Origin of the sequence: Pseudomonas sp. IT-347P, from assembly GCF_949768005.1 — a bacterium.
Taxonomy (GTDB): domain Bacteria; phylum Pseudomonadota; class Gammaproteobacteria; order Pseudomonadales; family Pseudomonadaceae; genus Aquipseudomonas.
This window is the reverse complement of sequence record NZ_CATKPQ010000011.1, coordinates 34934-47725: the sequence shown is the minus strand read 5'-3', so window position 1 is coordinate 47725 and position 12792 is coordinate 34934. Positions and strand designations below refer to the sequence as shown.

The following is a 12792-nucleotide window of genomic DNA, read 5'->3' as shown; positions in this document are numbered from 1 at the left end:
ACGTCGGGTTTCAGCCAATCAGATGGGTGTCAGGCAACCTTCTTGCAGGTGCAATACGCGATCCATCTGGCGAGCCAGGTTCATGTCGTGGGTCACCACCAGAAACGCCGTGCGCATCGAGGTGCTGAGTTCCAGCATCAAATCCTGAATGCCTTGCGCGGTGTGCGAGTCGAGGTTGCCGGTTGGCTCATCGAGCATCACCAGGCCTGGCTTGTTCACCAAGGCGCGGGCGATGGCCACACGCTGACGTTCACCACCGGACAGTTCCGCCGGTTTGTGCTCCAGACGATGACCGAGGCCAACGCGCTCCAGCAATGCCGTGGCGCGCTGACGAGCTTCCGGGATCGGTGTCTTGCCGATCAACAGCGGCATGCAGACGTTTTCCAGCGCGGTGAATTCCGGCAGCAAGTGGTGGAACTGGTAAACGAAACCGAGCGAACGGTTACGCAGCAGGCCACGCTTCTTCTCGCTCAGCGCCGACAGCTCTTCACCGTCGAGCCAGACGCTGCCCTTGGTCGGCGTGTCGAGGCCGCCGAGCAGGTTGAGCAACGTACTTTTGCCCGAACCCGAAGTGCCCACGATCGCGACACGCTCGCCCGGATGCAACTCCAGTTGCAGGCCGGCCAGTACTTCTACCGATTCCGGGCCTTCCTCGTAGGATTTGCCCAGGTTACGGCAGCTCAAGATTGCTTGTTCACTCATGCCCGACTCACTCATAACGTAGCGCCTCCGCCGGCTGGGTGCGCGCGGCACGCCAGGCTGGATACAGGGTGGCGAGGAAACTCAGGACCAACGCAGCGGCGCAGACCATGAGCACATCCTGGCTCTGCACCTGCGACGGAAGATAATCAATAAAATACACGTCAGCATTAAGGAATTTGTGGCCGATCAGGCCTTCCAGTGCCGAGATCGCCGCACTGACGTTAAGCGCCGCGAAAATGCCGAGCACCGCACCAATCGCCGTGCCGACCACACCGATGACCGTACCTTGCACCATGAACGTGCGCATGATCGTGCCCGGCGTCGCGCCCAAGGTGCGCAGAATGGCGATGTCGCCCTTCTTGTCGTTGACCACCATCACCAGTGTGGAAATGATGTTGAACGCAGCGACGGCGACGATCAGCAGCAACAGCAGGCCGATCATGGCTTTTTCCATGCGGATCGCCTGATACAGATTACCGTGGGTGCGGGTCCAGTCGCGGGCGTAGTAATGGTCTTCGCCAAGCTGCTGAGCGATGTTCCACGCCACACGCGGTGCCTGGAACAGGTCGTCGAACTTCAGGCGGATGCCCTGCACCTGATCAGGCTTCCAGCGGTGCATCTTCGCCAGATCCTGCAGGTTGGTGACGCCCAGATAGCCATCGAGCTCGCCAGCGCCGACATGGAAAATGCCCACGACGGTGAAGCGCTTCATGCGCGGGAACATCCCGGCCGGGGTCACACTGACCTCCGGCGCGACGAAGGTGACCTTGTCACCGATGCCCACGCCGAGCTTGGTCGCGGCCTTGTCGCCGATGACGATGCCGAAGCTGCCCGGCGTCAGATCGTCGAGTTTGCCCTGCTTCATGAAGTTGTCGATGATCGACACATTGCGCTCGAGTGCAGGGTCGATGGCGTTGAGCAACACCTTGGACACCTGACCGTTATTGGTCAGCAGGCCCTGCATCTGCGTGAACGGCGCTACCGCCGTCACCTGCGGGTTCTGCTTGACTTGGGTCGCCAGGCTTTGCCAATCGTTGAGCGGCTCAGTGGATTCAATGGTCGCGTGGGGCACCATGCCCAGCACACGGGTGCGCATCTCATGATCGAAGCCGTTCATCACCGACAGCACGACGATCATCACGACCACGCCAAGGGCGAGCCCGATCATCGAAGTCAGGGAAATGAATGACACAAAATGATTGCGACGCTTTGCACGGGTATAACGCGTGCCGATAAATACGAAGAGAGGTCTGAACATGTCGGGGCTTGTTCGGAGGGAAAAGGAACGTCCTTGTGGCGGGGGTCGATAACCAGCTTTACACTCAGACCACCGCCGCTACCATGGGTTCGCCATGTCGACATTAGATGAAGAAGATCGCCGCGAATACTACCGTATCGAGGACACGATCGCACTGGAAATTCGGCCCCTGTCTGCTCCCGAAGCCGCAGGCCAGGAAGTGTTGCAGGATGCTTCCCCACTGTTCAACCTGCTCAGCGAACTGCACCTGAGCGAATTCGAGTCGCAACACCTGTTGCGCCAGATCAGCGAGCGCGACCGGGCCATCGCCGCGTTCCTGAAATCCCAGAACAAACGCATCGACCTGCTCAGCCAGGTAGTCGCCCTGACCGTGCTCGGCCAGATCGGCGAGCCGCAACCGGTGATCATCTCCGAAGGCGGGATCGACTTTCAGCATCCGACACCGATTGCCGCCGGAGCACACCTGTCAGTGAAACTGGTGCTGATGCCGCAAGCACTGGGTCTGTTGCTGCGCGCCCGCGTCACCCACTGCGACCGCAAAGGCGAAGGCTACGACGTCGGCACCGAGTTCGAACACTTGACCGACGCCCAGCGCCAGTTGCTCGCCCGCTATATCTTGCAGAAGCAGGCTCAGGAACGACGTCTGGCCCGCGAACAGAACGAATCAGGCATTTAATTTAAGGAAGAACCGTGACCCTCATCTACGGCCACCGCGGCGCCAAGGGCGAAGCACCGGAAAACACCCTGAGCAGTTTTCAGGAATGTCTCAAGCACGGCGTGCGCCGTTGCGAACTGGACCTGCACCTGTCCAAGGACGGTGAGTTGATGGTCATCCACGACCCGACCCTCAAACGCACCACGGAGCGCCGCGGCAAAGTCGTTGAGCATACTGCCGCCGAACTGGTGACCTACGACGCGCGCAAGGGCGGCCCGGGCTGGATCAAGCCGTGCCCGATTCCGACACTGGAAGAGTTGTTCGAGAAGTGTGATTTCGAGCACTGGCAACTGGAAGTCAAAAGCGCCTCACGTACGCGCGCGGCAACCACGGTGCTGGCGATTCGTGAAATGGCCCAGCGCCACGGCCTGCTCGACAAGGTGACGATCACCTCGAGTTCGCGGGAAGTGCTGAAGGCGGCGCTGGATCTGGTGCCGGACGTGTCACGCGGCCTGGTGGCCGAATACGCCTGGCTCGACCCGTTGAAAGTCGCGGCCAGCTATGGCTGCGAGATTCTCGCCTTGAACTGGACGTTGTGTACGCCGGAACGCCTGCAGAAGGCGCAGCGTCAAGGGCTGCATGTGTCGGTGTGGACCGTCAACGAGCCTGCGCTGATGCGCAGACTCGCCGACTTCGGCGTTGACAGCCTGATTACAGACTTTCCCGGTTTGGCCACTGCCACCCTCGAGAATTGCTGAAATCGGTCTCCCCGGCCGGCTCAGGCCACCGGCCGGAGCCCGTCAAAAAAGCCGGTTGAGACCGTCGTACGCCGCTACCCGATAGGCTTCAGCCATGGTCGGGTAGTTGAACGTGGTATTGACGAAGTATTTCAGGGTGTTCAGTTCGCCCGGTTGGCTCATGATCGCCTGACCGATGTGGACGATCTCCGACGCCTGATAACCGAAGCAGTGAACGCCCAGCACTTCCAGGGTTTCGCGGTGGAACAGGATCTTCAGCATGCCTTGCGGCTCGCCGGCGATCTGCGCACGGGCCATGCTCTTGAAGAACGCCTTGCCGACTTCGTACGGGACTTTGGCCTGGGTCAGTTCCTGCTCGTTCTTGCCGATCGAGCTGATCTCCGGAATGGTGTAGATGCCGGTCGGCACATCATTCACAAAGCGCCAGCTACCGTTATCAACGATGCTGCCGGCGGCCGAACGACCCTGGTCGTGGGCGGCGCTGGCCAGGCTCGGCCAGCCGATCACATCACCTGCGCCATAGATGTTCTCGACGCAGGTGCGGTAGTTCTGGTCGACTTCGATCTGGCCACGGCTGTTGACCTTGACCCCGATGTTTTCCAGACCCAGCGTGTCGGTGTTGCCGGTACGGCCGTTGCACCAGAGCAAGGCGTCGGCCTTGATCTTCTTGCCGGACTTGAGGTGCAGGATCACTCCGTTATCCACGCCTTCGACGCGATCGTATTCCTCGTTGTGGCGCACGGTGATGTTGTTGTTGCTGAAGTGGTAGCTCAACGCCTGGGAGATTTCCGAGTCGAGGAAGCTCAGCAACTGGCCACGGTTGTCGACCAGCTCGACCAGCACACCCAGACCACTGAAGATCGACGCGTATTCGCAACCGATCACGCCAGCCCCGTAAACGATCAGTTTGCGCGGGGTGTGGCCGAGGCTGAGGATGGTGTCGCTATCGTAGATGCGCGGATGATGAAAATCGATGTCCGCCGGGCGATAAGGGCGCGAACCGGTGGCGATGATGATGTGCTTGGCCACCAGTTTTTCGACCACACCGTTGCCGCATACCACTTCGATGGTTTGCTCGTCGGCGAAGCTGCCGGTGCCGAAGAACACGTCGACGCGGTTACGGGCGTAGTAGCCGGTGCGCGAAGCGACTTGCTTGGAAATGACCTTCTCGGCGCTTTTCAACACGTCCGGGAAAGAGAACCAGCGCGGCTCGCCGATCGCCCGGAACATCGGATTAGTGTTGAACTGCATGATCTGCCGCACCGAGTGACGCAGTGCCTTGGACGGGATGGTGCCGAGGTGGGTGCAGTTGCCGCCGACCTGGCGACGGCTGTCGACCATCGCGACCTTGCGCCCTGCTTTGGCGGCGTTCATTGCCGCGCCTTCTCCCGCCGGGCCGGAACCCAGCACCACCACGTCGTAGTTGTAGACAGCCATGCGTACTCCTCAGAACAGGCCGCGGTGCCAGCAGCACCGGCGGCTAAATCACGCCGAACGGCGGCGCGAAGGAACAATTGGGGGTCATTCAAGAACCCGGACACAGTCTATAGAAGCGTCAACGCCGCGCACATTAACCCTTGGTCGCGTCGTAGGCTACTTTTGCCTGCACTACAACGCCAGCTTTCGTATTGTTCTCAGTCAGTTTTTTGCGCCACTGAGGCGTTCGAAAGCCTCGTTGGTTCGGACGACAAAACCTGTATCGGCACGAATCACAAAGAATGCACCAATGTCATGTTTTTCGGCATAGGCCCATGCCCTTTCCGGGCCGAGAATCAGCAACAGCGTCGATAGTCCATCGGCCATCAACGCTGAAGGATGAATCACTGTGACTGACGCCAGGTCGTGTAGGACCGGTGCGCCAGTGCGCGCATCAAAGGTGTGGGAATAGCGTCGACCGTCCTGCAGGAAATAGTTGCGATAATCGCCAGAGGTAGAAACCCCGTAGCCGTCGACATTGATGATGCGCTCGGCGACCTGCCGATCATCACGGGGCTCTTCCAAAGCAATGCGCCAGGGCGAGCCGTCGAGCTTTCTGCCTTTGGCCTTTAATTCACCCGTGACTTCAGCGAGGTAATCGTCGATGCCCATGGCGTCGAGCCTGGCCGCAATGGTATCGACGGCATAACCGGCGGCGATGCTGTTGAAATCGACTTCGACGGCGGCGTCCTTGCACAACTGATCGCCCTTGATATGCAGATGCTGGTGGCCAACCCGCTGCATCGCTTCGGCCAACGCAGCGGCGCCAGGGACCTTCTCTTCGCGGCCTTGTGGGCCGAAGCCCCAGAGATTCATCAGAGGTTCGACGGTGAGGTCGTAGGAACCTTCGCTTTGTAGTGAGAGTTGTTCGCCTGTACGCACCAGTTCAAGCACCGGCACGGGCATTGTCTGACAGCTATTGGCCGGCAAAGCGTTGAAGCGTTCGATATCCGAATCATTGCGATAGGTGGACAGCTGTCGATCAACTTCGCCGAGGATACCTTCCACTTCCCGGCGAACTTGCGCGGAATCAGCGAGGCCGGCGTGGCGCACGTATTTGATCGAATAGGAGCTGCCCATGGTCGGGCCGGCGAAGCTCTCCATGGAGTTGCCATTGCCGCAGCCGGACAAAATACCCGCGAGCACCACAACCACCCACCCTCGTCCAGTTAACAATTCTTCATCTCTCCGCAAAACCGCGCCGGCCATTATGGGACACGAGCGAAACGCTTTCTTACAAGATTTAAAGTGAGTATCCAGAAATGTCTTCCACGACCGGTACAGGCAAGGCGATTTTTCGCGTTGTCAGCGGCAATTTCCTCGAAATGTTCGACTTCATGGTTTATGGCTTCTACGCCACAGCCATCGCCAAGACCTTCTTCCCGACCGACAGCGCCTTCGCCTCCCTGATGCTTTCCCTGGCCACTTTCGGCGCAGGTTTCCTGATGCGTCCACTGGGGGCGATTTTCCTCGGCGCCTACATCGACCGCCATGGCCGCCGCAAAGGCCTGATCATCACCTTGGCCATGATGGCTGCCGGTACCGTGCTGATTGCCTGCGTGCCGGGCTACGCGACGCTCGGCGTGGCGGCTCCCCTGCTGGTGCTGTTCGGACGCCTGCTGCAAGGCTTCTCGGCCGGGGTCGAACTGGGCGGGGTGTCAGTGTATCTGGCGGAAATTTCCACACCCGGACGCAAAGGCTTTTTCGTCAGTTGGCAGTCCGCCAGCCAACAAGCGGCGGTGGTCTTCGCCGGCCTGCTCGGCGTCGGCCTCAATCACTGGCTGAGTCCGGAACAAATGGGTGACTGGGGCTGGCGCGTGCCGTTCCTGATCGGCTGCATGATCGTGCCAGTGATCTTCGTCATTCGCCGCTCGCTGGAGGAAACGCCGGAGTTCCAGGCCAGAAAACACCGCCCTACCCTTCAGGAAATTGTTCGCTCGATCGGTCAGAACTTCGGCATCGTCATCGCTGGCATGGCGCTGGTGGTGATGACCACGGTGTCTTTCTACCTGATCACCGCGTACACCCCGACGTTCGGCAAGGCTGAGCTGCATCTGTCGGACCTCGACGCGTTGCTGGTGACGGTGTGCATCGGCCTGTCGAACTTCTTCTGGTTGCCGGTAATGGGTTCGGTGTCTGACAGGATCGGCCGTAAACCCCTACTGCTGGCGGCGACGATTCTGGCAATCCTGACGGCCTACCCTGCGCTGTCGTGGCTGGTGGCGAACCCGAGCTTCAGCCATCTGCTGATCGTCGAGTTGTGGCTGTCGTTCCTGTACGGTTCGTACAACGGTGCGATGGTGGTAGCGCTGACCGAGATCATGCCGGTGGAGGTTCGTACGACCGGTTTCTCGCTGGCTTATAGCCTGGCAACCGCGACATTCGGCGGGTTTACCCCGGCGGCGTGCACGTATCTGATTCATGTGCTGGATAACAAGGCTGCGCCGGGGATCTGGCTCAGTGGCGCGGCGGTGTTGGGATTGATCGCTACGCTGGTGTTGTTCCGTGGCAACAAGCATGAACTGCGGACTGCGCAAGCGGCCATACCCGGCGGCGCGCGATAGGACGCCATCGCTGGCAAGCCATCGATGAGGCCGCAACAGCCAATCGAGATTTAGCAGGCATAAAAAAACGCCCCGACCTAAGCCGGGGCGTTTTCATGTGCAGCTATCGCTTAGCGCGGGAACGCTCGCGGGTTTACACCGGCCATGTCTTCCATCACGCGAATCACCTGGCAGCTGTAGCCGAACTCGTTGTCGTACCAGACGTACAGAACAACGCGGTTGTCCTGAACGATGGTCGCTTCAGCGTCGACCACACCGGCGTGGCGCGAGCCAACGAAGTCAGTGGACACCACTTCCTGCGAGTTGACGAAGTCGATTTGCTTGTGCAGATCGGAGTGCAGCGCCATGTAGCGCAGGTACTCGTTCATCTCTTCACGGGTAGCGGCTTTCTCAAGGTTGAGGTTGAGAATGGCCATCGACACGTTCGGCGTCGGAACGCGGATCGCGTTACCGGTCAGCTTGCCGGCCAGCTCCGGCAGGGCCTTGGCAGCAGCGGTGGCAGCACCGGTCTCGGTGATGACCATGTTCAGCGCGGCGCTACGGCCACGGCGATCGCCCTTGTGGAAGTTGTCGATCAGGTTCTGGTCGTTGGTGTACGAGTGAACGGTTTCGACGTGACCGTTGATGATGCCGAACTTGTCATTCACGGCTTTCAGCACCGGCACGATGGCGTTGGTGGTGCAGGAAGCGGCGGACACGATCTTGTCGTCAGCGGTGATTTCGTTGTGGTTGATGCCGTGAACGATGTTCTTCAGCTTGCCCTTGCCAGGTGCGGTCAGAACAACGCGGTCGATACCCGGGCACGCCAGGTGCTGACCCAGACCATCGGCGTCACGCCATACACCGGTGTTGTCCACCAGCAGCGCGTCTTTGATGCCGTACTGGGTGTAATCCACCTCGGTCGGGTTCTTCGCGTAGATCACCTGGATCAGGTTACCGTTGGCGGTGATGGTGTTGTTTTCTTCGTCGATGGTGATGGTGCCGTTGAACGAACCGTGTACCGAATCGCGGCGCAGCAGGCTGGCGCGTTTGGTCAGGTCGTTTTCGGCGCCTTTGCGCACCACGATGGCACGCAGACGCAGACCGTCGCCACCACCGGTTTTCTCGATCAGGATACGCGCCAGCAGACGACCGATACGGCCGAAGCCGTACAGCACAACATCGGTGCCTTTACGTGCGGAAGCGTTTTGCTGGCCAACCACGTCAGCCATTTCTTCACGAACGAATTGCTCGGCGCTGCGGCCATTGCCTTCGTTACGGAATTTGAACGCCAACTTGCCCAGATCCACCGAAGCCGCGCCGAGCTTGAGCTCGCTCATGGCCTTGAGCAGTGGGAATGTTTCGTGGACGGAGAGTTCGCTGTCGTCGGAAGAACGGTGGCGAGCAAAGCGGTGAGCTTTGAGAATCGCGATGACAGACTGGTTGATCAGGCTGCGGCCATAGATCGAACTCACCACGTTGTTATTGCGGTAGAGCTGACCGATAAGCGGGATCATCGCTTCTGCGAGTGCTTCACGGTCGATCCATTCACCAAGACACTGGTCGGGCTTCTGAGTCACGGTAACCTTCCACATGTAGGGGCAGAAAAAAGGGGCTACATTATGCCGCCGACAACCTCATTCAGCAATGCGCGCTTGTCGCGAAACCGGTAACAAAATCCTGTTCAAAAAATTTGCGCATCGCGCCAGCCCAATAAAACCGGGGCTTTCAGCGCAGTCAATTTTTCGACGACTGTTAGACGATGTCTGTAACCCTCCGTAACACTACCTACTTTCGGCACTACATAATCGCTAAAAAACCGCTGGTTTTTATGGTTACCACTACATTTCGCCTAAACATCGAAGATAGACGTAGTCTGCAACTGACAGGCGGCACCGGACGCCGCTACAATTACCGACTTTGTCGCAAAGCCTGGAGCTCAACCTTCCGTGCCCGTTCTGCGTCTACCGCTACTCCCTGCCGAGGCAGGTAAACAGCATTGGGGCAATCTGCCCGGTGCTGCCCTCAGTCTCGCGATTGCCGAGGCTGCCAGCGCTGCCAAGCGCTTCACCCTGCTACTGACCGCCGACAGCCAGAGCGCTGAACGACTGGAACAGGAGCTGAGTTTTTTCGCCCCGGATTTGCCCGTGCTGCATTTTCCCGACTGGGAAACCCTGCCGTACGATCTGTTCTCGCCGCACCAGGACATTATTTCCCAGCGTATCGCCAGCCTGTATAGACTGCCGGAGCTGGCGCATGGCGTGCTGGTGGTGCCGATCACCACAGCGTTGCACCGGTTGGCGCCGACCAAATTTCTGCTCGGCAGCAGTCTGGTGCTGGATGTCGGGCAGAAACTCGATGTCGAACAGATGCGCTCGCGGCTCGAAGCCAGTGGTTATCGCTACGTCGACACGGTTTATGAGCACGGCGAGTTCACCGTTCGCGGTGCGCTGATCGACCTGTTCCCGATGGGCAGCAAACTGCCCTACCGCATCGACCTGTTCGACGACGAAATCGAAACCCTGCGTACCTTCGATCCGGAAAACCAGCGTTCCATCGATAAGGTCGACTCGGTCAAGCTGTTGCCGGCCCGTGAATTTCCGCTGCAGAAAGATGCGGTCACCCGCTTCAAGGCTCGGTTCCGCGAGCGTTTCGACGTCGACTTCCGTCGCTGCCCGATCTTTCAGGACCTGAGCAGCGGCATTACCCCGGCCGGTATCGAGTACTACCTGCCGCTGTTCTTCGACGAAACCTCGACCCTGTTCGATTACTTGCCGCAGGACACCCAAGTGTTTTCGCTGCCGGGCATCGAGCAAGCGGCGGAAAACTTCTGGAACGACGTGCGCAATCGTTATGAAGAGCGTCGCGTCGACCCTTCGCGTCCTTTATTGCCGCCGGCGGAACTGTTCCTGCCGGTGGAAGATTGCTTCGCGCGCCTGAAGAGCTGGCCACGGGTGGTCGCCAGCCAGCAGGACGTGGAAAGCGGTGTCGGCCGCGAACGCTTCCCGGCACAGGCACTGCCGAATCTGGCGATCGAAGCCAAAGCCACGCAACCGCTGGCGGCACTGTCGGCATTTCTCGATGAATTCCCCGGTCGCGTGTTGTTCACCGCCGAATCCGCCGGCCGTCGCGAAGTGCTGCTGGAGTTGCTTGAACGCCTGAAGCTGCGGCCGAAAACCGTCGACAGCTGGCCGGACTTCGTCGCGAGCAAGGATCGTCTGGCGATCACCATTGCTCCGCTCGACGAAGGCCTGATGCTGGATGAGCCGGCGCTGGCACTGGTCGCGGAAAGTCCGCTGTTCGGCCAGCGCGTGATGCAACGTCGTCGCCGCGAAAAACGCAGCGACGTCAGCAACGACGCAGTGATCAAGAACCTCACCGAGCTGCGCGAAGGTGCGCCGGTGGTGCACATCGACCACGGTGTCGGCCGTTATCTGGGCCTGACGATCCTGGAAATCGACAATCAGGCGGCCGAATTTCTCACCCTCGAATACGCCGAGAACGCCAAGCTCTACGTGCCGGTGGCCAACCTGCATTTGATCGCGCGTTACACCGGCAGCGACGATGCCCTGGCCCCGCTGCACCGCCTCGGCTCGGAAACCTGGCAGAAAGCCAAGCGCAAAGCCGCCGAACAGGTGCGCGATGTCGCCGCTGAATTGCTCGACATCTATGCCCGTCGCGCCGCTCGCGAAGGCTACGCATTCGCCGACCCGAAAGCCGATTACGCAACGTTCAGCGCCGGTTTCCCGTTCGAAGAAACCCCCGATCAACAATCGACCATCGAAGCCGTGCGCGAAGACATGCTCGCGCCGAAGCCAATGGATCGACTGGTCTGCGGCGACGTCGGTTTCGGCAAGACCGAAGTGGCCATGCGCGCTGCATTCATCGCCGTGCACGGCGGTCGCCAAGTGGCAATTCTGGTGCCGACCACCCTGCTCGCCCAGCAGCACTACAACAGCTTCCGCGACCGCTTCGCCGACTGGCCGGTGACCGTGGAAGTGATGAGCCGCTTCAAGTCAGCCAAGGAAGTCAGCGCCGCGATCGCCGATCTGGCCGAAGGCAAGATCGACATCGTCATCGGCACGCACAAGCTGCTGTCCGACGACGTGAAGATCAAAAACCTCGGGCTGGTGATCATCGACGAAGAGCACCGCTTTGGTGTCCGTCAAAAAGAACAGCTCAAGGCGCTGCGCAGCGAAGTCGACATTCTGACCCTGACCGCCACGCCGATTCCGCGCACGCTGAACATGGCGGTGTCGGGCATGCGCGACCTGTCGATCATCGCCACGCCGCCGGCGCGACGCCTGTCGGTGCGCACCTTCGTCATGGAGCAGAACAAGAGCACGGTCAAAGAGGCCCTGCTCCGCGAACTGCTGCGTGGTGGTCAGGTTTACTACCTGCACAACGATGTGAAGACCATCGAGAAATGCGCCGCCGATCTCGCCGAACTGGTGCCGGAAGCCCGTATCGGTATCGGTCACGGGCAGATGCGCGAGCGCGAACTCGAGCAGGTGATGAGCGACTTCTATCACAAGCGTTTCAACGTGCTGATCGCCTCGACCATCATCGAGACCGGCATCGACGTGCCGAGCGCCAACACCATCATCATCGAGCGCGCCGACAAGTTCGGCCTGGCGCAACTGCACCAGTTGCGTGGCCGTGTCGGCCGCAGTCACCACCAGGCTTACGCCTACCTGTTGACACCGCCGCGCCAGCAAATCACCTCGGATGCGGAAAAGCGTCTGGAAGCGATCGCCAATACTCAGGATCTCGGTGCCGGTTTCGTCCTCGCGACCAACGATCTGGAAATCCGTGGCGCCGGCGAACTGCTCGGCGATGGTCAGAGCGGGCAGATTCAGGCCGTGGGCTTCACCCTGTACATGGAAATGCTCGAGCGCGCGGTGAAGTCGATCCGCAAGGGCGAACAACCGAACCTCGATCAGCCATTGGGCGGTGGCCCGGAAGTCAACCTGCGGGTGCCGGCGCTGATTCCGGAAGACTATTTGCCGGATGTTCACGCGCGTCTGATTCTGTACAAGCGCATCGCTTCGGCCACCGACGAGGAAGGCCTCAAGGATCTGCAAGTCGAGATGATCGACCGCTTCGGCCTGTTGCCGGAGCCGACCAAGAATCTGGTGCGGATCACGGCGTTGAAGCTGCAGGCAGAAAAACTTGGCATCAAGAAAGTCGATGGTGGCCCACAAGGTGGGCGCATCGAGTTCGAAGCGCAGACCCCGGTCGACCCGATGACCCTGATCAAGCTGATCCAGAGCCAGCCAAAACGCTACAAATTCGAAGGCGCGACGATGTTCAAGTTCCAGGTCCCTATGGAACGCCCGGAAGAGCGCTTTAATACTGTAGAGGCGCTGTTTGAGCGCCTCCTCCCGAAAACTGTTTGAA

The 12792-nt window shown here is 59.9% G+C and carries 9 protein-coding genes; 4 read left to right on the top strand and 5 right to left on the bottom strand.

Translation table 11 applies throughout. The features are described from left to right. Positions 1 to 18 precede the first annotated feature (18 nt). Together lolD and ACM6IV_RS04310 are read right to left on the bottom strand one after the other, a co-directional pair. Positions 19 to 717, bottom strand: coding sequence for a lipoprotein-releasing ABC transporter ATP-binding protein LolD (gene lolD, locus ACM6IV_RS04315; RefSeq protein WP_414868863.1), 699 nt, complete (start codon positions 715 to 717; stop codon positions 19 to 21). Further along, on the bottom strand, positions 710 to 1960 hold the full coding sequence (locus tag ACM6IV_RS04310) for a lipoprotein-releasing ABC transporter permease subunit (RefSeq protein WP_414868862.1): 1251 nt from the start codon (positions 1958 to 1960) through the stop codon (positions 710 to 712). The genes lolD and ACM6IV_RS04310 overlap by 8 nt, the downstream gene beginning before the upstream one ends. A gap of 94 nt (positions 1961 to 2054) precedes the next feature. On the opposite strand from ACM6IV_RS04310, the gene ACM6IV_RS04305 reads away from it, so the two are divergent. Then, positions 2055 to 2636, top strand: coding sequence for a PilZ domain-containing protein (locus tag ACM6IV_RS04305; protein WP_122595358.1), 582 nt, complete (start codon positions 2055 to 2057; stop codon positions 2634 to 2636). Between the two features lie 14 nt (positions 2637 to 2650). Beyond that, positions 2651 to 3373 carry a glycerophosphodiester phosphodiesterase gene (locus ACM6IV_RS04300; protein WP_007910500.1) on the top strand — a complete coding sequence of 241 codons (723 nt, stop codon included), beginning with the start codon at positions 2651 to 2653 and terminating at the stop codon, positions 3371 to 3373. A 42-nt stretch (positions 3374 to 3415) separates the two neighbouring features. On the opposite strand, the gene sthA is transcribed toward ACM6IV_RS04300, so the two are convergent. Together sthA and ACM6IV_RS04290 are read right to left on the bottom strand one after the other, a co-directional pair. Next, positions 3416 to 4810 carry a Si-specific NAD(P)(+) transhydrogenase gene (gene sthA, locus ACM6IV_RS04295; RefSeq protein ID WP_122607477.1) on the bottom strand — a complete coding sequence of 465 codons (1395 nt, stop codon included), beginning with the start codon at positions 4808 to 4810 and terminating at the stop codon, positions 3416 to 3418. 201 nt (positions 4811 to 5011) lie between these two features. Beyond that, positions 5012 to 6058, bottom strand: coding sequence for an FAD:protein FMN transferase (locus ACM6IV_RS04290; RefSeq protein ID WP_414868861.1), 1047 nt, complete (start codon positions 6056 to 6058; stop codon positions 5012 to 5014). Between the two features lie 53 nt (positions 6059 to 6111). On the opposite strand from ACM6IV_RS04290, the gene ACM6IV_RS04285 reads away from it, so the two are divergent. Beyond that, a complete protein-coding gene (locus ACM6IV_RS04285; RefSeq protein ID WP_414868860.1) occupies positions 6112 to 7413 on the top strand; it encodes an MFS transporter in 1302 nt (433 codons plus the stop codon). Positions 7414 to 7523: 110 nt separating this feature from the next. Here the strand turns inward: ACM6IV_RS04285 and ACM6IV_RS04280 are convergent, their stop codons facing one another. Continuing rightward, positions 7524 to 8987, bottom strand: coding sequence for a glyceraldehyde-3-phosphate dehydrogenase (locus tag ACM6IV_RS04280; RefSeq protein ID WP_414868859.1), 1464 nt, complete (start codon positions 8985 to 8987; stop codon positions 7524 to 7526). A gap of 354 nt (positions 8988 to 9341) precedes the next feature. Between ACM6IV_RS04280 and mfd the strand changes: the two genes are divergently transcribed. After that, positions 9342 to 12791: a transcription-repair coupling factor gene (mfd, locus tag ACM6IV_RS04275; RefSeq protein WP_414868858.1), complete on the top strand. Its 3450-nt coding sequence runs from the start codon at positions 9342 to 9344 to the stop codon at positions 12789 to 12791. Position 12792 lies beyond the last annotated feature (1 nt).